The sequence below is a fragment of the Methylobacterium sp. W2 genome, assembly GCF_020662345.1.
In the GTDB taxonomy this organism is placed as follows: Bacteria; Pseudomonadota; Alphaproteobacteria; order Rhizobiales; family Beijerinckiaceae; genus Methylobacterium.
Genome location: NZ_VMOA01000048.1, coordinates 1 through 24,129 on the forward strand (window position 1 = coordinate 1; position 24,129 = coordinate 24,129).

The window sequence follows — 24,129 nt, forward strand, 5'->3', positions numbered from 1 at the left end:
GCCGCACCCCGCCCGACGGGAGCCAGGCCCACCGGATCGAAGCCTTCCCCATCCTCCGCCGCCAAGCCGGCGGTGACGAAGACGGCCTCCCTCAAGCCCGCGCCGGCCAAGCCGAAGGCCACGGACGGGTTCGACACCGAGCGCCTGAACGCGCTCCTGCGCGGCGACCCGATCACCCCGCCGCGGCGGTGATCGAGACCCACCCTTCCCCTGACGGCTGGAGCGAATTGCGCCGCCCCTCGACGCATTGCTTCCCCCCATCTCGCGCCCGAGCCCCGCTTCGGATCTTGGTGTAAACCCCGTCCCATCCCCGAGGCGGGACGGGAGGAACGTCGTGGGGCTGATCTACGCGCTCGGAGCCTACCTGAGCTGGGGCATCGTCGTGCCGGTGCATTTCCGGCTGCTCGATTCGGTGCCGGCCGGCAGCATTCTGGCCCACCGCATCGTCTGGTCGAGCGTGCTCGTGGTCGGCCTGCTGGCGGTCCTGCGCCGGCGGGTGCGCAACCCGTTTCCCCTGAGACGGCGCCATGCGCTCCTGGTCGCCTCGGCCGGGCTCATCGCCGTCAACTGGCTGCTCTACCTCGTGGCGGTCCAGTCCGGGCACATGCTGGATGCGAGTCTGGGCTATTTCATCAATCCGCTGATGAGCGTGGCGCTCGGCGCCCTCGTCCTCGGCGAGCGGCTGCGGCCGGTCCAGGCCGTGGCGGTGGGGCTCGCCGCCGCCGGCGTGATCCTGGCGGTGGTCCTGGCCGGGCACCTGCCCTGGCTGTCCCTGACTCTCGCCGCGAGTTTTTCGCTCTACGGGCTGGTGCGCAAGGTGGTGGGCGTCGACGCCATGGTGGGCTTTGCCGCCGAGACCTTCCTGCTCCTGCCCGCCGCCGGACTCTATCTCGGCCTCGCCGCCCCCTCCGTGGTGAGCGGCGATCCCGTCCGCCTCGGCCTCCTGCTCCTCACCGGCGCCACCACCGCTCTGCCGCTGATCTGGTTCGCCGCCGCCGCCCAGCGCCTCACCCTCTCCACCCTCGGGCTGATGCAATACCTCGCCCCCTCCTGCCTGTTGGGCCTCAGCGTCCTCGTCTATGGCGAGCGTCTGGAGCCGCATCGACTGGTCCTGTTCGTGCTGATCTGGCTGGCGCTGGCGCTCTATGCCGCCGATTCCTTCCGCGCGGCGCGCAACGCGAAGGGGCCGCCGCAGCCCGCCGCCACTGGCCCCGACCGCCCCGGCATGCGATCGTTCTGAGCGAGGTTCGGAGGGCCGGGATGCGCAACCTGATCACCGATATCGCCGGTATCACCGTGGGCCACGCCCAGGATGCGCGCGTGGCGAGCGGCACCACCGCGATCCTGTTCGACACAGCCGTGGTGGCGGGTGTCGACGTGCGCGGCGGCGGGCCGGGGACCCGGGAGACCGACCTCCTCGATCCCGAGCGCACGGTGGAGCGCATCGACGCCCTGGTCCTGTCCGGTGGCTCGACCTTCGGTCTCGACGCGGGAGCCGGCGTCGTCGCTTGGCTCGCCGAGACGGGGAGGGGGTTTCCCATCGCCGACATCCGCGTCCCCATCGTCCCCGGCGCGATCCTGTTCGATCTCCTCAACGGCGGCGACAAGAACTGGGGCCGCTTCTCGCCCTATCGCGACCTCGGCTACGAGGCCGCCGCCGCGGCGGCGCAGGATTTCCCCCTCGGCACCGTGGGGGCAGGCTACGGCGCGCGCACGGCCAACCTCAAGGGCGGCCTCGGCTCGGCCTCCTCCTCGGTGAGCGGCACGCCCGCGCGGGTCGGCGCGCTCGTGGCTGTCAACGCCTTCGGCCGGGTCACGGTGGGGGAGGGGCGCCGGTTCTGGGCGGCGCCGTTCGAGCGGGAGGGGGAGTTCGGCGGCCTCGGCTTCCCCGATCCGATGCCGGCGGACGCCTTCACCTGGCCGCGCGAGGCCCCGCCCGGCACCAGCACGACGCTTGCCGTCGTCGCCACCGACGCGATCCTCACCAAAGCTCAGTGCCGCCGCCTCGCGGTGATGGCGCAGGACGGCCTGTCGCGGGCGATCCACCCCGTCCACACGCCGCTCGACGGCGACGTGGTCTTCGCAATCTCCAACGGGCGGGTTCCCCTCACCGATCCCGTCACCGACCTCGCCCGCCTCGGCGCGGCGGCGGCCGACACCCTCGCCCGCGCGGTGGCCATCGGGGTCCACGCGGCGACCGGCCTGCCGGGCTTGGCGATGCCGCCCGCCTGGCGCGACCTGTGGGGCGGGTGAGGCCTCCGGAGGTGTCCCCTGGTGCTCCTACAGGATGTAGAAATCGTCCGCCGTCAGCTTGAGGTTCGCGTTGAGCGTGGCGAACTGCACCGCACTCGCACCACCGTTGCCGTCGGCATCGTACGACACGGCGCCGGTCTTGGAATTGTAGAGGATCCGATCACCGCCATCGGTGGCCTTGGCGCCGATGACGAAGGCGTCGGAGGTGAGAGGGCCCTCCGCGAGGGCGGCAAAGACAGGGTGATCGAGCCTGATCCTGTCGTCGGACACGGAAAAGTCGACGATCCGGTCGACGTTCGACACGGCATTCGGCGTGCTATCGAAGACGAAGGTGTCGTGGCCGAGACCGCCCGTCAGGATGTCCTTGCCGAGACCGCCGAAGAGAATGTCGGCTCCATCGCCACCCGACAGGCGGTCGTTTCCCGCAAGACCTCGAAGCGTATCGTTGCCGTCGAGCCCGAGGAGCGTATTCTTGACCTGGGAGCCCGTGATGAAATCTATCAACTCCGATCCGGTGACGTTTTCGATGGAAATCAGATCATCCTTTTTTCCCATCAAGTCGTAGCCGGACGATTGCTCCAGGTTCACCCTGATGCCGTTGCCCCATCCGGTTTCGAGAGAGTAATCCACCGTATCGATCCCTCGTCCGCCGTCGAGATGATCGGCGCCCGCGAGGCCGGAGAGGATGTTGTCGTCATCGGAGCCGATGATCGTATCGTCGCTTGTCGTTCCCACGACGTCTTGAATGCCGATCAGCCTGTCGTCCTCAGACGGGGAGAGGAAGCGTCCAAAGCCGCTCCCATCCGGATTGCCCGCCAGTTCGACGATCACGCCCGTCGACTTCGCGATGTCGTACCGGACCGTGTTGTGGGTTCCGCCGCCGCCGTTGATGATGTCCGCGCCGGCACCGCCGCTGAACGCTTCGTAGGACGCCGTCTTCGATCCCATGAAGGAATCGGCCTTGTCCGTACCGATGATCAACTCGACGTTCTTGATCGAATCCACGAATCCGTAGGTATCGGTCGCCGTGCCCTTCTCGAGATCGACCTTGATGGCCCTGCCGCCGGACTCGCGACCGTAGTCCACGACGTCGTAATCCCCGATCCCTCCGTCGATCGCATCCTTGCCGGAGCCACCCACGAATGTATCCGAGCCGAATCCGCCGAGAAAGGTATCGGCCTTCTGGCCGCCGAAGAACCTATCGTCCAAAGACGCACCGTAGACGGTCAGTGCGATGGGGGCGAACAGCTTGAGGAGCGGCCCCTTATCATCGAAACTCGAATCGGTCAGTGCAATGCGAAAGGCATTCGCGCTGAGCGAAAGTCCCGACATCGTCCATTGCGTCGATCCGTCGACGTGGATCAAACTAATCGACTTGATCGTCCCGGCCTTGATGTCTCCGCTTTTCGTGTATTGGAAGCCGGATCCGACCAGTTCCATTCCATAGGAGGTACCATCGTTGCGCGAGAGCGTATATTTGGTGGAGGACGTCTTTCTGAGAAAACCCGCGGACCATGCACCATGGATTGCTTCAATATCGAAGTAGTTGTCTTCAACCTGAACGGTGGCCATGGAGATTCCCCAGTCGATCAGGGGACCAATCCTGATTTTTCAGGGGGAAGTCGAGATTCCATTCCGCAACACTCCCAAAATCGGCGAGATGTTGCGGTTTTGTCGCAGATCGGCCGACGACCTAGTCTGGTTGCGATGAGCAGCGCCCGGAGACGCGCGGGGGCCGCGGCATCCGCCGCCGTCCCGACCCGCGTGGGGAGGGGAACCCGGGAGGCTCACTCCCCTTTGGCGTCCTCGACCAACTGAGCCAGCCCCGCATCCACCTCGGCCCCGAGGAGGGCTCGCTCGGCATCGCTGAGGTCGCGTGCCCATGTCGGGCCGGCGAACCCGGCGGCGCATTTGGCCCGTTCGGCCGCGATATAGGCTTCCGTCTCCTCCGGCTGCCGGCGCATGGCCTCGGCAAAGCCGAACCAAGCCGCGCGCTCCACCACGGCGAGGCGGGCGCGCAGGCGGATCATCACTGCTCGGTCCGGGCTGACGTCGTCGCTCATGGAGGATTCGTTCCTGGGGGATTCGCTCCCGGACGGATCAGCGCCGCGGCTCGCAGCGGGTCTTCACGTAGGTGTCCGTATTGTTGCCGTGGCCGGCATTGGCCGCCAGGATCGGCCCCTGCATCATGCATTCCTGAAGCGTGTGGGCAGGCCCCGTGATGACGTCGAGGGCCGTCTCGCGGGAGCAGTCGGGGGCCTGGACCGTCGAGGCGCAGACCAGGGCAACGATGAGAACTGGGTTCATGAGACCGGAATCTAGATGCGCGGGGCAGGGCGGCAAGGGCGGCTTGCAGGAAAATGCAATGCCCCATGGTCATGTTCGACGAAGCGGTTCTGGACACATCCCGAAGCCAGGGGTATGCCCTGTAATAAGACAATTATCCTGAGCTTATTAGCTTAGGAAGTATACCCTAGGTCTTCCTGCCCATGATTGTCCGGCTCGTGCCTGTGGACGTATCGCCTCACGCTCCGCACCCTCGAGTCCATCCGTGCTAAGATCGGTCTCGTCGCGGGCGCGATGCGGGACAGCGGAGCGGGAATGACGGTGGGGATCGAGATGGGTCTGAGCATGGGCCCGGGCGAAGAGCCCGCCCGGCTCGATCTCGAGGAGCTGCTGGCTACCCGGCTCCTGGTCCAGGGCAATTCCGGCTCCGGCAAGTCGCATCTCCTGCGCCGCCTGCTCGAGCAGAGCGCGGGCTCGGTCCAGCAGGTAATTATCGATCCCGAGGGCGATTTCGTCACCCTGGCCGAAGCCTACGGCCATGTGGTCGTGGACGGCGCCCATGGCGAGGGCGATCTGCAGGCCATCGCGGCGCGGGTGCGCGCCCATCGGGTCTCCGTGGTCCTCACCCTGGAGAGCCTCGACATGGAGGCGCAGATGCGCGCCGCTGCCGCCTTCCTCGGCGGCCTGTTCGAGGCCGAGCGCAGCCATTGGCACCCGGTCCTCGTGGTCGTCGACGAGGCGCAGATCTTCGCGCCCGCCGCCGCCGGCGACGTCTCCGACGAGGCGCGCAAGGCCTCCCTCGGGGCCATGACCAACCTGATGTGCCGTGGCCGCAAGCGCGGGCTCGCCGGCATCATCGCCACCCAGCGCCTCGCCAAGCTCGCCAAGAACGTGGCGGCCGAGGCCACCAATTTCCTCATGGGCCGCACCTTCCTCGACATCGACATGGCGCGCGCCGCCGATCTCCTCGGCCTCGACCGCCGCGGCGCCGAGCGGTTCCGCGATCTCTCCCGCGGCGAGTTCGTGGCCCTCGGCCCCGCGTTGAGCCGCCGGCCGCTGGCCCTGCGCATCGGTCCGGTCTCCACCTCGGCGCGCTCGGGCTCGCCCAAGCTCGTGCCGCTTCCCGCCCCCGCCGACGCGGATCTGCGCGCCCTCATTCTCACCCGCTCGGCCGAGGATGGCCCGGCCTCCTGGGCCCCGGCACCGCGCACCCCGCCGACGCCGCGCGCGAGCCCGGCCGACCTCCTGCGCGAACTCAGCGCCTACCGGCCCGAGCCCGTCGAGGCCCCCGCCCCCCTGAGCGAGGAGGATCTGCGCGCCGGACTCGACGAAGTGCTGCGCGGCATCGCCGCCGATCCCGATGCCGGGCGTCAGCCCGTGGCCGTGATCTACCAGGACTTTCTCGTCCGCTGCCGCATGCGCGGGCTCGACGGCGAATCCCTCACCCTCGCCGCCTTCCGCCGCCGCCTCGGCGTGGCGCGGGCCGGGTTCGACGGGCAGGCCTCCCCGGCCGATGGCGACGGGCGCTGGGACGAGGCGCAGGCCGCCGCCGCCAACCTGCCCGACGAGGTCCAGGGCCTGTTCCTGCTGCTCGCCCGCGCGGCCCTGGCCGGAGAGCCCTGCCCCGGCGACGAGGCCCTGGCGCGGGCCATCGGCAGCCGCTCGCCAGGTCGGGCCCGGCGGCTCCTCGCCTATGTGGAGACGCGGGGCACCATCGTCTGCCGCACGGATTTTCGCGGCAACCGCGTCATCGCCCTGCCCGTCCTCGGCTGCGAGACCGGGCCGGGCGACCCCAAGGCGATCCTGCCGGGAAGCGTCGAGCCGGAGATGCCGGGCCTGTTCGCGGCCGAATAGGCCGCGCCCCTCCTGTGAAGGGGCGCGCCGTCGTCACACCCGCGCGCGTCCGATCCTCGTCATGCCGAGGAGGTGATAAATCAGGATGGCGCCGAAGGTGGCGGTGCCGATGCCGCCGAAGGCGAAGGAGCCGAACTTCAGGGTGAGGTCGCCCGCTCCCAGCACCACGGCGACGCCCACGGTGAGGAGGTTGCGGGCATTGGCGAAGTCCACCCGGTTCTCCACCCAGATCCGCCCGGCGGTGGCCGCGATCAGCCCGAACACCACCACCGACAGGCCGCCGATCACCGGCACCGGCAGGGTCAGGATCAGCGCCCCGAATTTCGGGCACAGGCCGAACAGGATCGCGGTGAAGCCGGCCACCACGAAGACCAGGGTCGAGTAGATCTGGGTCATGGCCATGACCCCCATATTCTCCGCATAGGTCGTCACCCCCGTGCCGCCGAGCCCGCCCGACAGCATGGTGGCGAGGCCGTCCCCGAGGAAGGCGCGGGCGATGTAGGGGTCGAGGTTGCGGCTCGTCATCGCGCCGATGGCTTTGATATGGCCGAGATTCTCGGCGATCAGCACCACGAAGACCGGGGCGATGAGAGCGATCGCCTTGGGGTCGAAGACAGGCGCCACGAAGCCCGGCACGCCGATCCAGGGGGCGGCCATGACGGCGGAGAAATCGATGGGCTTGGCGAGACCGAACCCGTTGGCGAGGAGGAGATAGAGCAGGTAGGCGAGGGCCGCGCCGATCAGGATCGGCAGGCGCCGGGCGAGGCCGGGCGCGTAGATGGTGATGACGCTGACGATGACCACCGTCAGAAGGCCGAACCAGGTGTCGAAGGCGGAGGCCGAGATGATCCGCGTCGCGATCGGCGCGAGGTTGAGGCCGATGGCGGCCACCACCGCGCCGGTCACCACCGGGGGCATCACCCGCTCCACCCAGGCATAGCCGACGAGGCCGATGACGGCGCCGACGAGGCCGTAGAGCAGGCCTGCCGCGACGATGCCGCCGAGCGCCACGGCGATGTTGGGGTTCGGCCCCGCCCCGGCATAGCCCGTGGCCGCGATCACCACCCCGACGAAGGCCGCCGACGAGCCGAGATAACTCGGCACCCGGCCTCCCGTGGCGAGGAAGAAGATCAGCGTGCCGATGCCGGAGAAGAAAATCGCCAGATTGGGGTCGAACCCCATCAGGATCGGCATCAGGGCGGTGGCACCGAACATCGCCACCACGTGCTGGAAGCCGAGGAGCACGGTCTGGCCCGCCGGCAGCCGCTCGTCGGGCATGACGTCCGTGGCCTCGGACGTCGCATCCCTGGCGCGCCAGACGGGGAAATAGGGTTCGGCTGCCATGATCGCGTCGTCTCCGGACGGGTGGGGTCGCGTGATGCAGATCGCGTGATGCAAGGAGCGTGGCAGCCGCATCCCATGGAGCGGCGCGAGGCTTCGGGACGATGTCCTGAGCGGGTTTCGCAGAAGTGCCCCCCGGTTCTGCGATAAAAGACCTGCTTAGCTCGACCCGGTCGCGGCCTCCTCCGACCGCTCCGCCAAGGCGAAGGCGATGGGCAGCCAGAGGAAGAAGAAATGCATGTTCACGAACGAGAACGGGTTGGGAAGGTCCGATCCCATATAGCCGAAGCTGAAGATCAGCGCGGCGGCGCAGAACGTCGAGCGCCCTCCGTCGACGGTCGCGAGGTGACGGCAATAGACGAAGGCCATCGCCAGAGCGGCCACCAAGGCCGGAACGCCGAAATACATCGCCGTGCCGAACAGGCCGTTATGGGCGTGGTTGAAGAGCGAATCGGCAAAGCGGAAGACGGGCGTGAAACCGAGCAGGGGCCGCTGCGAGATATGCTCGAACACCCAGGTCCAGATCTGCTGGCGGCTGGAGGGGCGGCAGAAATTCGACTGGTCGACGCAGAGCATCGCTCTCAGCCAGGGCTCGATCACGATCAGCGCCGTGGTGAGGCTCCAGGCCAGGAGGGCCACCGCGAAGAGGCGCCAGCCGGCGAGGCGCCAACGACCCGGACGCCCCGGCAGCCGCGTCGCCGCCAGGGCGACGACCGTCGCGAGGATGGGGCCGCGGCTCTGGGTCATGGCCACGGCCACGACGATCGGCAGTGAGGCCAGGGCGACGAGGGCGATCGTCGCGGGTGTGGCAGGACGTGACCGGTCGCCGAGAAGGGCGACGAAACCGATCAGGGCGATGCAGAGGCCCCCGGCTCCCGGGATGGAATTGGATGGTCGGCCCAGCGGCACGAGCCTGTCCGCAAAGGAGAGGCCCCCGCCGAAATGCAGGACGAGCGTCAGGAGGGCGCTGAGGCTGGCCACGGTAAAGAGCGCGCCCAGGATGAAACGGAGGCCGCAGCAGGCGATCAGGCGCCGTCCCGCCAGAAGGGCGACGGCCAGGAGCGCGAAATTCGCCACCGCATCGCTCGCCGGTCCCAGGGGGACGCGGTTGACGAAAAGGCCGAGCACCGTCCAAGCGGCAAAACCCGCGAGCGCGGCGAGCCCCCATTCCAGGGCGCGCGGCAGGCGTTCGCGCAGAAGCGTCGGATCGCTCACGGCGATGGCGGCGAGCCCCGCGATCATCAGCTTGGCCGAGAGGTTCTTGGCGATGAAATAGGTGGAGACCAGCAGCAGGAGGTAGCCGGCCACGCAGAGGGCGTTCCGCCCCGCGAGGCCGCGTGCCGAGGTGGCCGGGATCGTCATGCGTCAGGCCCCGGCATGGAGTCTCGGTGCGGGCTCCACGGCGCGGAGGATGGCCTCCGCCGTTGCCGCGGGATCGATCGCGAAGGATTGCCGGGTGCCCTCCGGGCCGCCCAGGATCGGCACGTAACCGGCCCCGCCCTCGCTCGCCCAGTGAAGCACGGTGCTCTTGCGGGAGGTCGAGGCCATCAGCTCGACGACGGTGGCGCCGGGTTTGCAGAAGATCGTGTTGGCCAGGGCGGCGCCATGCACGGCGGCCACGACGTCGGCCCCCGATATCGCCGCCATCTGCTCGGCATGGTTGCCCCATCCCGGCTCGAAGATGCGGAAGCCCGCGCGTTCCAGCCGCTCGACCAGCGCGTCCTCGCCCTCCACGACGCGCAGGCGCTGGTTGCGGCGTCGGAGATAGAGCTTCGAGGCCGGCGGCGTGACCGGATGCCCCTGGTAGGCCGCGCGGAAGATGGCCCGTGCCGTATCCAGTGCCTGGGGAACGCCGAAGATCCGTTCGATATTGGGGCAATGGCTCCGGGCATAGACATAGCGCTCCGCGACCACGTGGTCCGTCGCCTTGAGTACGAGCTGCCGGATCGGATAGCCGAGCGCCTTCAGCCCATCGAGGAAGGCGGTCACCAGGGGCGGGTGCGAGGCGGAGACGAACACCGTCTCCTCCCGCTTGTCGATGGCGCCGACGCGCACCGCCTCGCAGATCGGCATCAGCACGTCGGTGAGGAGATGGCCGAAATGGAAGACGGGTGGGATCGCGAGGCAGCGCTCCGTCAGGACGATCTTCCTGAGACCGATCGGCGCGGGGTGGCAGAAGGCCCAGCGTGCCTGGCCCCGCTGGCCGAGGGAGATCTGGCGGCCCGTGTCGTAATCGGCGGGGATCACGGTATGGCCGGGAATCAGGACGTCGCCGATCTCGGCGATCATCGTACGGGTGGTGTCCCCCGTGCAGGCCGTCTCCAGCCCGTTCATCACATCGGCGTTGTGGCGCAGGACGATGGCCCGTGCCGCGTCGTAGCCGGGCGCGCAGAGGCGATGCCTCCGGGTCTCGTCGCTGATCACCCGCGCGCGGTCGGCCGGCCAGGCAAAATCCGGGAAGTAACCCGTGCTCCGCCGCAGGGCGGGATGCCAGCCCAGTAGGGCAGTGCTGAAGGCCGACGCATAGGGCTTCAGGTCGAACAGGCGTTCGAGGAACGTATGGTGCCGGGCCAAGCAGGTTCCCCACGAAATCGCACGCTCGACCCTACGGCACCATTGGTGAAGAACGCTGGAACGACACCACCGAGTCTACGGTCTCGCCCCGCACCGATGCATCGACCCCAGGGGCTGAACATGTATTTCGAATGCACGATGCAATTGGAAAGCTCGGCGCACCAGGCATCGTCCGGTCATCCGATTCGATACCGTGGAGCACGACAAGTCCGCCGCCGCTTAATGGCTATGCGGTAAGCAACCCCGGTCGATAAATCAATATCCTCCCGGCCAGGAACGTCCGCCTATGAGCTCCCGACCAGGAAGGACGCGGATGATACCGGCAAGGTGTGGTAGCGCCGGCCGGCATAGACGAGGCCCTGTCCGCTACCCGGTTCCGAGAGATCCACCACCTCGCAGAACAGCACATCGTGGCTGCCGACGGCATGGCGTGCGACGATGCGGCAATCGAAGGCGGCGAGCGCCCCCTCCAGCACCGGCGCCCCGGTGGCGAGTTCACCCCAAGCCGCGGCCGCGAAGCGCTCGTCCATGGGGGTACGGCCTCCGAACGCCCCGGCGATGCCGGCCTGCTCGCCCGACAGGGTGTTCACGCACAGGACTGCGTTGGCGCTCACCGCCGCGTAGGCCGAGGAGGTGCGGTTGATGCAGACGAGGAGGGTTGGCGGTGCATCGCTGACGCTGCAGACGGAGGAGGCGGTGAAGCCTGCCCGTCCCCCCGGCCCGTCGCTGGTGACGAGATGGACCGAGCTGGCCAGATGCGACATCGCCTCGCGGAAGGCGCCGGCTTCGACCGTGGGCATCGTCGTCTCGGTCATGGCCGGGGCTTTCCTCGAAACAGGTTTAGCGAAAGTGGTCACCGGTTTTGCGCCTTAAAACCTGCGACACTTCAAAGGCCTGAGCGAGGTGACGCGTTGGCTTGCCAATGCGAACCTGCTCAGGGTCGGTCGAGAAAGGCGAGGAGGGCGCGGTTGAACGCCTCCGCCTGCGTCACGCTATGGGCGTGGCCGCCGCTCTTGGCCAGATCCAGCCTGGCGTTGGGCAGGCCTGCCGCGAGCCGTTCCGAACACAGATAGGGCACCAGCACGTCGTCTTCCGCCGCCATCACCAGGGTTTCGTGCGGGATGTCGGCGAGACGATCGCTGAGATCGAAGGCTTCGAGCGCCGCAATCCGCCGGAACGTGTTCTCAGGCCCGGGGAAATGCGCCAGGGCATGGGCCTCGTCCGCCACCACCCGCCCGGCGTTGAGGGACAGCCAGGGGGCGGGGTAGAGGAAGATGGCCTGCGCCGCCACGTAGGCGTCCGGTCCGGCATGGGTCAGCAGCGCCTTGCGGGCGGCAAAGCAGCGCTTCGTCGCCGGATCGGCCCTGTCCCAGCCGTTGACGACCACGAGGCGTCCGACCCGGTCGGGATGGGTGCGCGCGAGCTCGAGACCGATCAGGCCGCCCAGCGCATGGCCGACGATGTCGGCGGTGGCGATGCCGAGCTCATCCAGCACGCGAAGCGCGTCGCGGGCCATCGCCGCGATGTCGTGGCCCTCATCCAGGGCATCGGGCGAACGCCCGGTGCCGCGATGGTCGTAGCCGACCACTCGGAAGCGCTCGGCCAGAGCCGGGATCTGCGGCGCGAAATAGCCGCAGGAGCCGCCGAGACCGGGCGAGAGCAGGACGGTGCGCGCTCCGGCCCCGTGGACCTCGTGGTGGATGGCTGCGCTCACGGCTTGCCCAGATGCGCGATGGAGGCGATCTCGACGAGGGCGTCGGGCTTCACCAGGCCGCACTGGATGCAGTAGCGCGCCGGCTTCTCGCCGGGGAAGTAGGTGGCATAGACCGCGTTGATCGCGGCGTAATCGGCCCAGTCCTTCAGAAAGATGTGGTTGAAGGTGACGTCGTCCATGGTGCCGCCGGCCGCCGTGACGACGCCCTTGATCGTCTCCAGCACGTGTCTCGTCTGCGCACCCGCATCGCCCACATGGACGACGTTGGCGTCGGCATCCAGCGGCAGGGTGCCGGAGACGTAGAGCACGCCGTCGGCGAGGGTGCCCGGCACGTAGGGGGCGAGCGGCTTGCCGGTGCCGGGGGGAATGATCACGGTCTTGGGCATGGTTCGCAGTACTCCCGTTCGATCGTCGAAATGGCCGTCTTCGTCGTCTGTGTCGTCTTGCCCGCCCGTGACCTCATCCTGAGGTGCCGCAGCGTAGCGGAGGCCTCGAAAGCGGCTTTCAGCTCGCTTCCAGGGGCCTGGAGGCCTCCTTCGAGGCACGCTGACGCGGGCACTTCAGGATGAGGTCGAGGGCGGAGGGAGGATGTCACTCCGCCACCACGGCGTCCCGCTCGGCCAGCGCCGCCTCGAAACTCGCCACGTCCGAGACCCAGCCGAAGAAGGTCTCGATATTGGCGAGCGCTCCCGCCTGGAGGCTGTCCGGCCCCGCCTGATGCGTCGCGTCGGCGAGGACGATGCCGAAATATTCGAGGAAGAATCCGTCGCGCAGGGTCGATTCCACGCAGACATTGGTGGCGATGCCGGTGAAGACCAGGGTGCGGATGCCGGCCGAGCGCAGCAGGCTGTCGAGCTGGGTGTTGTAGAAGCCGCTGTAGCGCGGTTTTGGAAGCACGATGTCACCGGGCTCGGGCTTCAGCGCATCCACCAGGGCGTAGTCCCAGGATCCCTTGGCGAGCAGCCGCTCGTTCATGTCGGGGCGGCTGCGCATGGTCTTGAGGGCGTTCGACTTGTGCCAGTTCGGCGAGCCCGGCCCGCCGGCCTCGACATAGTCCGGGTCCCAGCCGTTCTGGAACCAGATGACCTTGAGTCCGTGTTTTCGCGCGGCGGCGACGGCCGTCGCGATCTTCTCGATCACCGGCCCGGTCGCCGAGACGTCGAACCCGGCGAGATCGAGATAGCCGCCCCTGGTGGCGTAGGCGTTCTGCATGTCGACGACGATGAGGGCGGTGGCCTTCGCGTCGAAGGCGATGGGCTCGGGCCGGGCGGGGAGGGTGATGCCGCCATGGCGGCCGGCCGGGTCGTGATAGCCGGCGACCATCACGCCACCTTCGCCATCGGCACGGCATCGGCCGTGACATGCGCCCGCGATCGCATCAGCGGCTGGATGCGGGTGCCGTAGGCGTCGAGCCCCTTGAGGAAATCGTCGAACACCAAGAGCACGCCTTCGGTGCCCGGCACCGTGGCGACCTCGTCGAGCATCCGCGCCACCTCCGCGTAGGAGCCGACCAGGGTGCCCATGTTGATGTTCACCGCCGAGGTCGGGTCGGCCATCTGGCGCACGTTGGTGTCCGAGCCGGATTTGGTGTCGGCCGCCCCCTGGACTCCGAGCCAGGCGATGGCCTCGGCATCGGCCCCCGCCTTGTAATGCTCCCAAGTGGCGCGGGCCTCCTCGTCGGTCTCGGCGGCGATGATCATGAACAGCACGTAGGACGAGACGTCCCGGCCCGTCGCGGCCTTGGCGAGTTCCAGCCGCTCCACCGTGGGGGCGAAGGCGGTGGGCGTGTTCACGCCCTTGCCGAAGCAGAAATTGTAATCGGCGTATTTGGCCGTGAATTCCATGCCGGCGGCCGACTGGCCGGCGCAGATGATCTTCATGTCCGCCTGCGGCCGGGGCGAGAGCCGGCAATCGTCCATCTGGAAGAACTCGCCCTTGAGGTCGCAGGAGCCCGTCTCCCACAGGTCGCGCAGCACCTGGGCGTATTCGGAGAGGTACTCGTAGCGCCGCGAAAAGTACTCGTCGCCGGGCCACAGGCCCATCTGCGAGTATTCCGGCCGCTGCCATCCGGTGACGAGGTTGAGGCCGAAGCGGCCGCCGGAGATGGAATCGATGGTGGAGGCCATCCGCGCGGTGATGGCGGGGGGCATGCACAGGGTGGCGGCGGTGGCGAAGAGCTTGATCCGGCTCGTCACGGCGGCGAGGCCCGCCATCAGCGTGAAGGATTCGAGGTTGTGGTCCCAGAACTCGGTCTTGCCGCCGAAGCCCCGCAGCTTGATCATCGACAGGGCGAAATCGAACCCGTAGCCCTCGGCCTTCAGCACCACCTGCTTGTTGAGCTCGAAGCTCGGCCTGTATTGCGGCGCGTTCTCCGACAGGAGCCAGCCGTTATTGCCGATGGGAATGAAGACGCCGACATTCATGACCGCCTCGCTATTCTGGCGGAGATTGGACGATGGGATCCAATCCCGGTCAAGGTTGCGAACGGAGAGTGTCCTGCTCGTCCCGTCCGATGGTGAACGGTAGCTGTTTGGACCATATGGTCAAACTCGAAATCGACCTTTTCGGCCGTTTGCTCAAACTCTCTTCGATCTGCCCGGCCGGGAGGCGGCTTCTGCTGAAACGCGCGGCGGATACGCGAACCCGCTCGGGTCTTCCCCGCGCCGTGACACGTTCTCGTGAGGTCTCACTCTCGGACATTGCCTTCGGGGACGACGCGGTAAGTAATCTGGAGGTATTCAAAACAACCACGGAGAGGAAACCCCATGCGGTACCCGATGCTCGGTGCTCTCGTCGCGATGCTGCTTCCGATGACGGCCCATGCCGAAGGCGATGCCGCCGCTGGCGAGAAAGCCTTCGCGCCCTGCAAGGCCTGCCATGCCTTCGGCAAGAACGGCGTCGGCCCGGACCTGACGGGGGTCGTCGGGCGCAAGGCGGCCTCCCTCGACGGGTATTCCTACTCGGCCCCGCTCAAGGCGTCGGGCATCACCTGGGACGAGGCGAACTTGCACGAGTGGCTGAAGAACCCGAAGGCCAAGGTGCCGGGGACGAAGATGGTGTTCGCCGGTTATCCCGACGACAAGAAGATCGATGACGTGATCGCGTATCTCGCCTCGAAGAAGTAGGTCTTTTCCCGGGCCTGGCCGACGGGCGGGATTCCCGCCGGTGGGGCTCGTTTCCCAGTGCCTATCGCAGGCCCAATCCTGTGAGGATCAGGGCCTGCGTGCTCGCCACGGTGCTCTCGAAGAAGTCGGATTCGTCGAGGCTCCGACCGGTGACCGCATCCACCTGGACCGCGAAATCGGCGTAGTGCTGGGTGATCGCCCAGATCGAGAAGATCAGGTGGTGCGGGTCGTGGGCCCCGATGCGGCCCTGGTCGATCCAGCCGCGCAGGATCGCCGCCTTGCTCTCCACCAGCCCGCGCAAGGGGCCTTCGAGCTCGGCCCGCAGGAGCGGTGCGCCCTGGACGATCTCCAGGCAGAACAGCCGCGAGGCCTGGGGCGCGTCCCGCGACAGGGTGAGCTTGGCGCGGATATAGGCCTGGATCGCCTCGGCCGGATCGCTGTCGGCGTCGAGTTCCTGCAGCGGGTCGAGCCAGACGTCGAGGACGCGGCGGAGCACCGCCAGATACAGCTCCTCCTTCGAGGGGAAGTAATAGAGCAGGTTGGCCTTCGACAGCCCGGCCCGCTCGGCGAGCCGGTCCAGGCTCGCCCCGTGCAGGCCGAGCCCCGAGAAGATCTCCAGCCCCGCATCGAGGATCGCCTCGCGCCGCGCCTCGCCGTCCTTGCGGCGGCGGCGGGCGGGGGGCTTGTCTGCGAGGCTCGTTCTCACGTCGATCTTTCCCTCCCGCTACCTGATCCTGGACGACCGCGCGGCGTCGGGCGTCCGCCGAACGCGCCGAGGAGGATCATCGGTCGGGATCAACTGAGCCCTCCTCGTCGATGTCGGGTTCTATGTCCTCGGCGGGTGATGGTCGATCCAGTGCCGGGCGATGTCGATCCGTCGTGCCACCCAGACGTCCTCATGGGCGGCGATATGGTCGAGGAAGCGGGCCAGCGCCCCGATCCGGCCCGGCCGTCCGACGAGGCGGCAATGCAGCCCCACCGACATCATCTTCGGCGCCGTCTCGCCCTCCGCGTAGAGGGCATCGAACGTGTCGCGCAGGTAGGTGAAGAAGTGGTCGCCGGTGTTGAACCCCTGCAGGGCGACGCAGCGCATGTCGTTGGCGTCCAGCGTGTAGGGCACCACGAGGCCCCGTCCGCTCGGCTCCTCGATCCAGTAGGGCAGGTCGTCGGCGTAGGAATCGGCGAGCCAGGTGAAGCCAGCCTCCACCCCGAGATCGAGGGTGTGGACCGAGGAGCGGCCGGTGTACCAGCCCAGCGGCGGCTCGCCGGTAATCTCCGTGTGGATGCGGATCGCTTCGTCCATATGCGCCTTCTCCTCCTCGCGGGTGAAATCGCGGTAGTCGATCCATTTCAGGCCGTGGCAGGCGATCTCCCAATCGGCCTCCTTCATGGCCGCGGCGATGTCGGGGTGGCGGGCCAGCGCCGTGGCGACGCCGAACACGGTGACGGGGATGTTCCGCGCCTGGAACAGCCGCCAGATCCGCCAGAACCCGGCGCGCGCGCCGTATTCGAACATCGATTCCATGTTCATGTGCCGCTGGCCCGGCCACGCCTGGGCGCCGACGATCTCCGACAGGAACGCCTCCGAGGCCGGATCCCCATGCAGGATGCAGTTCTCGCCGCCCTCCTCGTAGTTGAGCACGATCTGCACCGCGATCCGCGCGCCGTTCGGCCAGCGCGGATGGGGCGGGTTGCGGCCGTAGCCGACGAGGTCGCGGGGATAGGTCACGGGGCCTGCCGATAAGGTTCGGGAATGGTCTGGAGCGCGAAGAGCCGCTCGCCGCATTCGAACCCGGAGCCCACCCTTTGCGCAAGCCCCGGGCAATCCCGCCTGGAGACAATCAAGCCTGGAGACATGGGGGGCAGCGGTGCTGAATCGGAGGATGGTGCTGCTTGGCTGATAGAGCTTTTCCAACAGGAGGTCGCTACGTCCGGCCGCGGGGGGAGGCGAGTCCACGGGTCTCATCGAGAGCGTCTTCCAGGATATGACGGTGCCGCCGCTTGCACCTCGACACTCTCGATGTATCGATGCGCTCCGGCCCGCGCATGGTCCTTGCCTGCGTCCCGCCGCCTGCGACCAACACCCGAGGTTTCCCGTGCTCCTGACCCCGCGCGAAAAGGACAAGCTCCTCGTCGCCATGGCCGCCCAGGTCGCCCGCAACCGGCTCGCCCGCGGCGTCAAGCTGAACTATCCCGAAGCGATCGCCCTCATCACCGACGCCGTGGTGGAGGGCGCGCGGGACGGCCGCTCGGTCTCCGAACTGATGCAGGCGGGCGCCCATGTCCTCACCGCCGACCAAGTGATGGAGGGCATCGCCGAGATGATCCACGACATCCAGGTGGAGGCGACCTTTCCCGACGGCACCAAGCTCGTCACCGTCCACCATCCGATTCGCGGCGCACCCTCGTTGGACGTGCCCGGCACGGTGACGACGCTTCCGGGCGAGATCGTGTTCAACGACGGCGCTCCGCGCACCCTGCTCACCGTGGCCAATGTGGGCGACCGGCCGATCCAGGTCGGCTCGCACTACCATTTCTACGAGGTGAATCCGGGCCTGACCTTCGAGCGCGAGAAGGCGAGGGGCCAGCGCCTCGACATCGCGCCCGGCACGGCGGTGCGGTTCGAGCCGGGCGCCACGCGGGAGGTCTCCCTGGTGCCGCTGCTCGGCGCGCGGACGGTCTACGGGTTCCGCGGCGACGTGATGGGGACGCTGTAGCTCCTTACTTATGATATGCAGGAAAGGCGTTTCGAGGATTGTAAGGAGGTCAGGATGCGGCGGTTCGCGATGACCATGACATCTAAGGGACAAGTGACCCTGCCGGCGGAGTTCCGACGGGCGATCGGTGCGGTCCCCGGCGATCGCCTGTCTCTTCTCGTCGGAGAGGATGGACGCGCGACCCTGGCGAAGGACATCGACGACCTGTCGTCCCTACAGGTCATCGCCCGGCGGGCACGCGCGGCCGGCGCCACGCGGGATGCGGATGGCGATCCGATCGGGGATTACCTCGTCGCCGAAGACGAGCGGACGAAATCGCCGCGATGATCGGCATCGACACCAACGTTCTGCTCCGTCACATCCTCGAAGACGATGTTACGCAATCGCCGATCGCGACGGCGTTCCTGATGCACGACAGCCGGGTGACCGAGCCCGCCCTGGTCAACCCGGTGTTGCTCGTCGAACTCGTCTGGACGCTGATGCGGCGCGAGAGTTTCGGAAAACCCGACATCTTGGATCTGCTCGATGTCTTGGTGCGATCACGGCGGATCGCCTTCACCGACGAGCGGGCCGTCATCGCCGCCATCGAGGGGTGGCGGCGCGGCAAGGCCGACTTTCCCGACTATCTGATCTGCCACCTCAACCGGCAGGCCGGCGCGACTACGACGATGACCTTCGACGGAGACGCGGCGATGGAGCCGGGTTTCTCGCGACTGACTGCCTGAGCGGAGGCGACCGACGTCCATGTCCAACACCCCACGCCCCGCGAGCCTCCCCCGCTCGGCCTATGCCGACATGTTCGGCCCCACCACAGGCGACCGCATCCGTCTCGCCGACACCTCCCTCGTCATCGAGGTGGAGCGCGACCACACCACCTATGGCGAGGAGGTGAAGTTCGGCGGCGGCAAGGTCATCCGCGACGGGATGGGGCAGTCGCAGGTGACGAATGCCGATGGCGCGGTGGACACCGTCATCACCAATGCCGTGGTTCTCGATCATTGGGGCGTGGTGAAATGCGATGTCGGCATCGTGAAGGGCCGCATCTTCAAGCTCGGCAAGGCCGGCAACCCAGACATCCAGCCGGGCGTCGACATCATCGTCGGCCCCGGCACCGAAGTCATCGCCGGCGAAGGCAAGATCCTCACGGCCGGCGGGTTCGACAGCCACATCCACTACATCTGCCCGCAGCAGATCGAGGAGGCCCTGTGCTCGGGCGTCACCACGATGCTCGGCGGCGGCACCGGCCCGGCGCACGGCACCTTCGCCACCACCTGTACTCCTGGCCCCTGGCACCTCGCCCGGATGATCGAGGCGGCGGATTCCTTCCCGATGAACCTCGCCTTCGCCGGCAAGGGCAACGCCTCGCGGCCCGAGAGCCTCGTCGAGATGGTCCGCGCCGGGGCCTGCGCGCTGAAGCTCCACGAGGATTGGGGCACCACGCCCCAGGCCATCGACACCTGCCTCACGGTGGCCGACCTGCACGACGTTCAGGTGATGATCCATTCCGATACGCTCAACGAATCCGGTTTCGTCGAGGACACGATCCGCGCCTTCGCGGGGCGGACCATCCACGCCTTCCACACGGAAGGGGCGGGGGGTGGGCACGCCCCCGACATCATGAAGGTGGCGGGGCTGATGAACGTGCTCCCGTCCTCCACCAACCCGACACGGCCGTACACGAAGAACACCATCGACGAGCATCTCGACATGCTCATGGTCTGCCACCACCTCGACCCGGCGATCCCCGAGGATCTGGCCTTCGCCGAGAGCCGTATCCGCAAGGAGACCATCGCCGCCGAGGACATCCTGCACGATATCGGCGCGCTCTCGATGATGTCCTCGGACAGCCAGGCCATGGGCCGGGTCGGCGAGGTCGTCATCCGCACCTGGCAGACGGCGGACAAGATGAAGCGCCAGCGCGGGAGCCTGCCGGGCGATACCTCCGGCAACGACAACCTGCGCGCCCGCCGCTACATCGCGAAATACACGATCAACCCGGCCATCGCGCATGGCGTCTCGGCCCATGTCGGCTCGGTGGAGGCGGGCAAGCTCGCCGATCTCGTGCTGTGGACGCCGGCCTTCTTCGGGGTGAAGCCTGACCTCGTCATCAAGGGCGGCATGATCGCCACGGCGCCGATGGGCGACCCCAACGCCTCGATCCCCACGCCCCAGCCGGTGCATTACCGCCCGATGTTCGGGGCGATCGGGCGGTCGCCCTTCGCCACCGCGCTCACCTTCGTCTCGAAGGCCGCCATCGAGGACGGCCTTCGCGACCGGCTCGGCGCGCAGAAGCAGTTCGTCGCCGTGGAGAACGTACGCGGCGGCATCTCGAAGAAGAGCATGATCCTCAACGACGCCACGCCGACCATCGAGATCGACGCGGAGACCTACGACGTGCGCGCCGATGGTGAGTTGCTGGTCTGCGAGCCGGCCGAGGTGCTGCCGATGGCGCAGCGGTATTTCCTGTTTTGAGGTAGGATGGCGACGCTGACAGGGGACATGCCATGGCAAAGGCTGCTGTGAGGCCGCCCATGGGGCGGGATCTCCACGAGACCGATCTGTATCTTTGGACACAGGCGCAAGCGGCCCTTCTGCGCGCGGGTCGCTGGCAGGATGTCGACCTGAATCACCTCGCCGAGGAGATCGAGAGCTTGGGTGGGTCGCAGAAATCCGAGATCCGCAACCGGCTCGCCATCCTGATTCAGCATCTGCTGAAGTGGGAGTTTCAGCCGCAGAAGCGCAAATATGGCTGGCGCGCCTCCATCGTCGAGCAACGGCTCCAGATCGATGGCCTTCTCGATGTCAGTCCCAGCCTCAAGGCATGGCCCGAGGTGGTGCTCGCCAAGGCCTATCGCCTAGCATGCGTCCGGGCGGCAGCGGAGACGGGCTTGAGCGAGCGTGGCTTCCCTGAAACCTGTCCTTACTCGCTGCAGCAGATCATGGATGATGGCTTCTATCCGGGTCCGGTAGAGCCGGAGGCTCTTTGATGCCGAGGACCGGTATGACCGAGCGGCCCAAAGAAGCGATCCCGGCCCCATGATCCGCGCCACCCGCGTCCTGCGCCGCGACTCACTCTCCGGCGAGATCGTCGACCGTATCGTCCTCGACCATGGCGACCGCCACCGCCGGCGCATGGTCATGCGCGGGGTCGGCGGCCTGTCCTTCCTGCTCGACCTGCCCGAGCCGGTGGTCCTCGACGACGGCGATGCCCTGGTGCTGCAGGACGGGCGCCTCGTCTGGGTCGAGGCTGCGCCCGAGCGCCTGCTCGAGATCCGGGCCGCCGACGACCTCGCCCTCAAGCGTCTGATCTGGCACATCGGCAACCGCCACATCCCGGCCGAGATCGGCGCGGACGCGGTCCATATCGCCTACGACCATGTGCTCGCCGAGATGGTGCGGGGCTTAGGGGGGACGGCCGAGCCGGTGGAGCGTCCGTTCCGGCCCGAGGGCGGCGCCTATGCTGGCGAGGCCGCCGGTCACCATCACGGGCATGGCCATGCCCACGATCACGACCACCATCATCCGCACGGCCACGACGCGGTGTCCGGTTGAGCCTGATCTTCTCTCCACCGCTCCCTTCCCCGGATCACCTTCCGCTGACGCTGCGGGCGTCCGGGGAAGGGGACCTGGGGCGATGAGGGACGAACCCTCGATGATCGACACCGTCCGGCTCATGGCCTGGCTCTCGCCGGGCTATCCCGTTGGGGCCTATGCCTATTCGCACGGGCTCGAATGGGCGGTGGAATGTGGCGATGTCGGCGGCGAGGCCTCGCTGCTGGCGTGGCTCGGCGACGTGCTCGAACGGGGTGCGGTGCGCACCGACCTGATCCTTCTGGCCCATGCCCATGCCGCCGCGGCAGCGGGGGACGTCCCGGCACTGGTGGTGGTCAACGACCTCGCCGTCGCCCTGGCGCCCACGCGCGAACTCCATCTCGAGACGACGCAGCAGGGCCGCAGCTTCATGGATGCCACCCGCGCCGCCTGGGGCCTGCCTGATCTCGACCGATTGAGCGAGGCGTTGCCCGGCGAGGTGGCCTATCCGGTGGCGGTGGGGCTTTCGGCCGGCGCCCACCGCATGGCGCTCGCCCTGGTGCTCGCCGGGTTCGGCCTCGCCTTCCTGCAGAACCTCGTCTCGGCGGCGCTGCGCTGCGCGCCCATCGGCCAGAGCGCCGGCACGCGGGTGATCGCGTCCCTCACCCCCCGGGTGGCGGCCCTGGCCGCGACCATCCCGCTCCTGAGCCTCGAGGAGATCGGCACCGCGACCCTGCGCCTCGATCTCGGCTCGGCCCGGCACGAGACCCAGTATTCTCGGATTTTCCGCTCGTGAAAGACCCCGTCATGACCTCACTGAACGGCCCCTTGCGCGTCGGCATCGGCGGCCCCGTCGGTTCCGGCAAGACCGCCCTGATGGAACAGCTCTGCAAACGCTTCCGCGATCGCTTCGAGATCTGCGCCATCACCAACGACATCTACACCAAGGAGGATGCCCGCATCCTCACCGTGGCGGGCGCCCTGCCCGAGGAGCGGATCATGGGTGTCGAGACCGGCGGCTGCCCGCATACGGCCATCCGCGAGGATGCCTCGATCAACCTCGCGGCGGTGGCCGAGATGCGCCGCCGCTTCCCGAAGCTCGACCTGATCCTGATCGAATCCGGCGGCGACAACCTCGCCGCGACCTTCTCGCCGGAGCTCGCCGACCTTACCCTCTACGTCATCGACGTCGCTGGCGGCGAGAAGATCCCGCGCAAGGGCGGCCCCGGCATCACCCGCTCCGACCTCCTCATCGTCAACAAGACCGACCTCGCCCCGATGGTCGGCGCCGATCTCGGGGTGATGGAGGCCGACACCCGGCGCATGCGGGGCACGCGGCCCTACGTGTTCTCGTCCTTGCGCGAGGGCCACGGCGCCGACACGGTCGCCCGCTTCATCGTCGAGGCCGGCGGGCTGGGGTAGGAGCCGGGAGCCATCCCACCCATCCGCCCCTTCGAGGTTCCCCGACGTGACGACACCACTGCCTTCCCGCGAGGGGGCCGTGCGGGAAGTCTTTCTCGCCTTCCTCAAGCTCGGCCTCACCGCTTTCGGCGGCCCGATCGCCCATCTCGGCTACTTTCGCGCCGAGTTCGTGCATCGCCGCCGCTGGCTCGACGAGGCGGCCTATGCCGACCTCGTGGCCCTGTGCCAGTTCCTGCCGGGGCCGGCCTCAAGCCAGGTCGGGTTCTCCCTCGGGGTGATGCGGGGCAGGGGGCTCGCCGGCGGGCTCGCCGCCTGGGCCGCCTTCACCCTGCCCTCGGCGCTCCTCCTCCTGGCCTTCGCCTATGGGGCGGACGCTCTCGGCGGCCCGGTCGGATCGGGCATCGTCCATGGGCTGAAGCTCGTCGCCGTGGCGGTGGTGGCGCAGGCGGTCTGGGGCATGGGCCGCACCCTCGCGCCCGATGCCACCCGCGCGGCCATCGCCTTTGCCGCCCTCGCCTTGACCACGGTACTGACCGGATCGACCGGTCAGGTCGCCGGCATCGGTCTCGGAGCCGTGGCCGGGTTGGTGGTCTGCCGCCGATCATCCGCGGCGGCGGGCGGGCATCTCGGCATCCCGGTCTCGCGCCGGGCCGGCGCGGTGGCCCTCTTCCTGTTCGGCCTGTTCCTCGCGGTCCCGCCTATCCTCGCGAAATCCCTGTCCTCGCAGGGGTTCGCCCTGTTCGACGCGTTCTACCGCTCCGGCGCCCTCGTCTTCGGCGGCGGCCACGTGATGCTGCCGCTCCTGCGCACGGCCCTGGTGGAGACCGGCTGGATCGGTCCGGACGCGTTCCTCGCCGGTTACGGCGCGGCGCAGGCGGTGCCGGGGCCGCTCTTCACCTTCGCGGCCTATCTCGGCGCGGCGCTCGGACCGCAGCCGAACGGTCTGGTCGGGGCCGCCATCGCCCTAGTGGCGGTGTTCCTGCCGGGCCTGCTCCTGGTCTATGGGGCATTGCCCTTTTGGGATGCCGTCCGCGAAAGACCCCTGGCGCAGGCGGCCATGCGCGGCGCCAATGCGGCGGTGGTGGGGATTCTCGCTGCCGCGCTCTACGATCCCCTCTGGACCGGTGCCGTCCTCGGCCCGCGCGACTTCGCCGTGGCGGCCGGCGCGTTCCTGCTCCTGACGATCGGGGCGGCCCCGCCCTGGATCGTGGTCGCGCTCACGGTCGTCGCGGGGGCAGGCTTGACGGTGGTGGGGGGCTGACGCCCCGTTCCTCCCGTCCAACACTCTCAGGATGAGGTCGCGGGACAAAAC

General features: G+C 68.2%; 26 protein-coding genes and 1 pseudogene. 14 read left to right on the forward strand and 13 right to left on the reverse strand.

The features are described from left to right. The 3 genes from FPV16_RS21365 to FPV16_RS21375 form a co-directional block, all read left to right on the forward strand. A partial coding sequence (locus FPV16_RS21365) for a hypothetical protein (protein WP_227440413.1) occupies positions 1–192 on the forward strand: 192 nt, incomplete at its 5' end. Between the two features lie 142 nt (positions 193–334). Next, positions 335–1,240, forward strand: a complete 906-nt coding sequence (gene rarD, locus FPV16_RS21370) for an EamA family transporter RarD (RefSeq protein ID WP_227440415.1) — start codon at positions 335–337, stop codon at positions 1,238–1,240. A 20-nt stretch (positions 1,241–1,260) separates the two neighbouring features. After that, positions 1,261–2,253: a P1 family peptidase gene (locus tag FPV16_RS21375; protein WP_227440417.1), complete on the forward strand. Its 993-nt coding sequence runs from the start codon at positions 1,261–1,263 to the stop codon at positions 2,251–2,253. 27 nt (positions 2,254–2,280) lie between these two features. On the opposite strand, the gene FPV16_RS21380 is transcribed toward FPV16_RS21375, so the two are convergent. The 3 genes from FPV16_RS21380 to FPV16_RS21390 form a co-directional block, all read right to left on the reverse strand. Continuing rightward, complete coding sequence (locus FPV16_RS21380; RefSeq protein ID WP_227440419.1) at positions 2,281–3,693, reverse strand: calcium-binding protein; 1,413 nt, start codon at positions 3,691–3,693, stop codon at positions 2,281–2,283. A 347-nt stretch (positions 3,694–4,040) separates the two neighbouring features. Then, positions 4,041–4,316 (reverse strand): hypothetical protein, encoded by a 276-nt coding sequence (locus FPV16_RS21385; RefSeq protein ID WP_227440420.1) that lies wholly within the window; start codon positions 4,314–4,316, stop codon positions 4,041–4,043. Positions 4,317–4,353: 37 nt separating this feature from the next. Beyond that, complete coding sequence (locus FPV16_RS21390) at positions 4,354–4,560, reverse strand: hypothetical protein (RefSeq protein ID WP_227440422.1); 207 nt, start codon at positions 4,558–4,560, stop codon at positions 4,354–4,356. A gap of 294 nt (positions 4,561–4,854) precedes the next feature. On the opposite strand from FPV16_RS21390, the gene FPV16_RS21395 reads away from it, so the two are divergent. Beyond that, entirely contained in the window at positions 4,855–6,393 is a 1,539-nt protein-coding gene (locus tag FPV16_RS21395) for an ATP-binding protein (protein WP_227440424.1), read from the forward strand. 33 nt (positions 6,394–6,426) lie between these two features. Here the strand turns inward: FPV16_RS21395 and FPV16_RS21400 are convergent, their stop codons facing one another. The 8 genes from FPV16_RS21400 to rutA all read right to left on the reverse strand — a co-directional run bounded on the left by FPV16_RS21400 (position 6,427) and on the right by rutA (position 14,445). Continuing rightward, on the reverse strand, positions 6,427–7,737 hold the full coding sequence (locus tag FPV16_RS21400) for a solute carrier family 23 protein (protein ID WP_227440426.1): 1,311 nt from the start codon (positions 7,735–7,737) through the stop codon (positions 6,427–6,429). Between the two features lie 156 nt (positions 7,738–7,893). Further along, complete coding sequence (locus tag FPV16_RS21405; protein ID WP_227440428.1) at positions 7,894–9,096, reverse strand: O-antigen ligase family protein; 1,203 nt, start codon at positions 9,094–9,096, stop codon at positions 7,894–7,896. Positions 9,097–9,099: 3 nt separating this feature from the next. Further along, positions 9,100–10,308 carry a glycosyltransferase family 61 protein gene (locus FPV16_RS21410; RefSeq protein WP_227440430.1) on the reverse strand — a complete coding sequence of 403 codons (1,209 nt, stop codon included), beginning with the start codon at positions 10,306–10,308 and terminating at the stop codon, positions 9,100–9,102. A 284-nt stretch (positions 10,309–10,592) separates the two neighbouring features. Further along, positions 10,593–11,123, reverse strand: coding sequence for a flavin reductase (locus tag FPV16_RS21415; protein ID WP_227440432.1), 531 nt, complete (start codon positions 11,121–11,123; stop codon positions 10,593–10,595). A 119-nt stretch (positions 11,124–11,242) separates the two neighbouring features. Continuing rightward, a complete protein-coding gene (rutD, locus tag FPV16_RS21420) occupies positions 11,243–12,022 on the reverse strand; it encodes a pyrimidine utilization protein D (RefSeq protein ID WP_227440433.1) in 780 nt (259 codons plus the stop codon). Beyond that, complete coding sequence (rutC, locus tag FPV16_RS21425) at positions 12,019–12,408, reverse strand: pyrimidine utilization protein C (protein ID WP_227440434.1); 390 nt, start codon at positions 12,406–12,408, stop codon at positions 12,019–12,021. The genes rutD and rutC overlap by 4 nt, the downstream gene beginning before the upstream one ends. 205 nt (positions 12,409–12,613) lie before the next feature. Continuing rightward, positions 12,614–13,345 carry a pyrimidine utilization protein B gene (gene rutB / locus FPV16_RS21430; protein ID WP_227440435.1) on the reverse strand — a complete coding sequence of 244 codons (732 nt, stop codon included), beginning with the start codon at positions 13,343–13,345 and terminating at the stop codon, positions 12,614–12,616. Then, entirely contained in the window at positions 13,345–14,445 is a 1,101-nt protein-coding gene (rutA, locus tag FPV16_RS21435) for a pyrimidine utilization protein A (RefSeq protein WP_227440452.1), read from the reverse strand. Before rutA ends, rutB begins: the two co-directional genes overlap by 1 nt. Positions 14,446–14,787: 342 nt before the next feature. Here rutA and FPV16_RS21440 point away from each other — a divergent pair, with 342 nt between their 5' ends. After that, positions 14,788–15,147, forward strand: a complete 360-nt coding sequence (locus FPV16_RS21440) for a c-type cytochrome (protein WP_227440456.1) — start codon at positions 14,788–14,790, stop codon at positions 15,145–15,147. A gap of 61 nt (positions 15,148–15,208) precedes the next feature. Here the strand turns inward: FPV16_RS21440 and rutR are convergent, their stop codons facing one another. Both rutR and puuE read right to left on the reverse strand, forming a co-directional pair. Continuing rightward, the gene (gene rutR, locus FPV16_RS21445; RefSeq protein ID WP_227440457.1) at positions 15,209–15,853 is read right to left on the reverse strand and encodes an HTH-type transcriptional regulator RutR; all 645 of its coding nucleotides are present in this window, start codon (positions 15,851–15,853) and stop codon (positions 15,209–15,211) included. 129 nt (positions 15,854–15,982) lie between these two features. Beyond that, positions 15,983–16,933 (reverse strand): annotated as a pseudogene (gene puuE / locus FPV16_RS21450) (allantoinase PuuE); the annotation flags it as partial. Positions 16,934–17,243: 310 nt separating this feature from the next. Between puuE and FPV16_RS21455 the strand changes: the two are divergent. The 9 genes from FPV16_RS21455 to chrA all read left to right on the forward strand — a co-directional run bounded on the left by FPV16_RS21455 (position 17,244) and on the right by chrA (position 24,078). Next, a complete protein-coding gene (locus FPV16_RS21455; RefSeq protein WP_227440461.1) occupies positions 17,244–17,864 on the forward strand; it encodes an urease subunit gamma in 621 nt (206 codons plus the stop codon). Positions 17,865–17,933: 69 nt separating this feature from the next. Further along, positions 17,934–18,191, forward strand: a complete 258-nt coding sequence (locus FPV16_RS21460; RefSeq protein ID WP_227440462.1) for an AbrB/MazE/SpoVT family DNA-binding domain-containing protein — start codon at positions 17,934–17,936, stop codon at positions 18,189–18,191. Next, positions 18,188–18,589 (forward strand): PIN domain-containing protein, encoded by a 402-nt coding sequence (locus tag FPV16_RS21465; RefSeq protein ID WP_227440463.1) that lies wholly within the window; start codon positions 18,188–18,190, stop codon positions 18,587–18,589. The genes FPV16_RS21460 and FPV16_RS21465 overlap by 4 nt, the downstream gene beginning before the upstream one ends. A gap of 19 nt (positions 18,590–18,608) precedes the next feature. Further along, positions 18,609–20,336: an urease subunit alpha gene (gene ureC, locus FPV16_RS21470; protein WP_227440464.1), complete on the forward strand. Its 1,728-nt coding sequence runs from the start codon at positions 18,609–18,611 to the stop codon at positions 20,334–20,336. Positions 20,337–20,368: 32 nt separating this feature from the next. Then, positions 20,369–20,851, forward strand: a complete 483-nt coding sequence (locus FPV16_RS21475) for a DUF29 domain-containing protein (RefSeq protein ID WP_227440465.1) — start codon at positions 20,369–20,371, stop codon at positions 20,849–20,851. A gap of 49 nt (positions 20,852–20,900) precedes the next feature. Continuing rightward, the gene (locus tag FPV16_RS21480) at positions 20,901–21,416 is read left to right on the forward strand and encodes an urease accessory protein UreE (RefSeq protein ID WP_227440466.1); all 516 of its coding nucleotides are present in this window, start codon (positions 20,901–20,903) and stop codon (positions 21,414–21,416) included. Positions 21,417–21,516: 100 nt separating this feature from the next. Then, on the forward strand, positions 21,517–22,191 hold the full coding sequence (locus tag FPV16_RS21485) for an urease accessory protein UreF (RefSeq protein ID WP_227440467.1): 675 nt from the start codon (positions 21,517–21,519) through the stop codon (positions 22,189–22,191). Positions 22,192–22,202: 11 nt separating this feature from the next. Then, positions 22,203–22,817, forward strand: coding sequence for an urease accessory protein UreG (gene ureG / locus FPV16_RS21490; protein ID WP_227440469.1), 615 nt, complete (start codon positions 22,203–22,205; stop codon positions 22,815–22,817). 46 nt (positions 22,818–22,863) lie between these two features. Next, positions 22,864–24,078, forward strand: coding sequence for a chromate efflux transporter (gene chrA, locus FPV16_RS21495; protein ID WP_227440471.1), 1,215 nt, complete (start codon positions 22,864–22,866; stop codon positions 24,076–24,078). The last annotated feature ends 51 nt before the right edge of the window (positions 24,079–24,129 follow it).

Excerpts from the sequence above, each read along its gene's own strand:
- rutB (WP_227440435.1), bottom strand. The coding sequence starts at position 13,345 with ATGGTCGCCGGCTATCACGACCCGGCCGGCCGCCATGGCGGCATCACC.
- ureG (WP_227440469.1), top strand. The coding sequence starts at position 22,203 with ATGACCTCACTGAACGGCCCCTTGCGCGTCGGCATCGGCGGCCCCGTC.
- FPV16_RS21460 (WP_227440462.1), top strand. The coding sequence starts at position 17,934 with ATGACCATGACATCTAAGGGACAAGTGACCCTGCCGGCGGAGTTCCGA.
- FPV16_RS21390 (WP_227440422.1), bottom strand. The coding sequence starts at position 4,560 with ATGAACCCAGTTCTCATCGTTGCCCTGGTCTGCGCCTCGACGGTCCAG.
- rutA (WP_227440452.1), bottom strand. The coding sequence starts at position 14,445 with ATGAATGTCGGCGTCTTCATTCCCATCGGCAATAACGGCTGGCTCCTG.
- FPV16_RS21385 (WP_227440420.1), bottom strand. The coding sequence starts at position 4,316 with ATGAGCGACGACGTCAGCCCGGACCGAGCAGTGATGATCCGCCTGCGC.
- FPV16_RS21415 (WP_227440432.1), bottom strand. The coding sequence starts at position 11,123 with ATGACCGAGACGACGATGCCCACGGTCGAAGCCGGCGCCTTCCGCGAG.
- FPV16_RS21405 (WP_227440428.1), bottom strand. The coding sequence starts at position 9,096 with ATGACGATCCCGGCCACCTCGGCACGCGGCCTCGCGGGGCGGAACGCC.
- FPV16_RS21440 (WP_227440456.1), top strand. The coding sequence starts at position 14,788 with ATGCGGTACCCGATGCTCGGTGCTCTCGTCGCGATGCTGCTTCCGATG.
- FPV16_RS21380 (WP_227440419.1), bottom strand. The coding sequence starts at position 3,693 with ATGGAACTGGTCGGATCCGGCTTCCAATACACGAAAAGCGGAGACATC.
- FPV16_RS21395 (WP_227440424.1), top strand. The coding sequence starts at position 4,855 with ATGACGGTGGGGATCGAGATGGGTCTGAGCATGGGCCCGGGCGAAGAG.
- FPV16_RS21465 (WP_227440463.1), top strand. The coding sequence starts at position 18,188 with ATGATCGGCATCGACACCAACGTTCTGCTCCGTCACATCCTCGAAGAC.
- FPV16_RS21485 (WP_227440467.1), top strand. The coding sequence starts at position 21,517 with ATGATCGACACCGTCCGGCTCATGGCCTGGCTCTCGCCGGGCTATCCC.
- FPV16_RS21400 (WP_227440426.1), bottom strand. The coding sequence starts at position 7,737 with ATGGCAGCCGAACCCTATTTCCCCGTCTGGCGCGCCAGGGATGCGACG.
- ureC (WP_227440464.1), top strand. The coding sequence starts at position 18,609 with ATGTCCAACACCCCACGCCCCGCGAGCCTCCCCCGCTCGGCCTATGCC.
- rutC (WP_227440434.1), bottom strand. The coding sequence starts at position 12,408 with ATGCCCAAGACCGTGATCATTCCCCCCGGCACCGGCAAGCCGCTCGCC.
- FPV16_RS21480 (WP_227440466.1), top strand. The coding sequence starts at position 20,901 with ATGATCCGCGCCACCCGCGTCCTGCGCCGCGACTCACTCTCCGGCGAG.
- FPV16_RS21375 (WP_227440417.1), top strand. The coding sequence starts at position 1,261 with ATGCGCAACCTGATCACCGATATCGCCGGTATCACCGTGGGCCACGCC.
- FPV16_RS21475 (WP_227440465.1), top strand. The coding sequence starts at position 20,369 with ATGGCAAAGGCTGCTGTGAGGCCGCCCATGGGGCGGGATCTCCACGAG.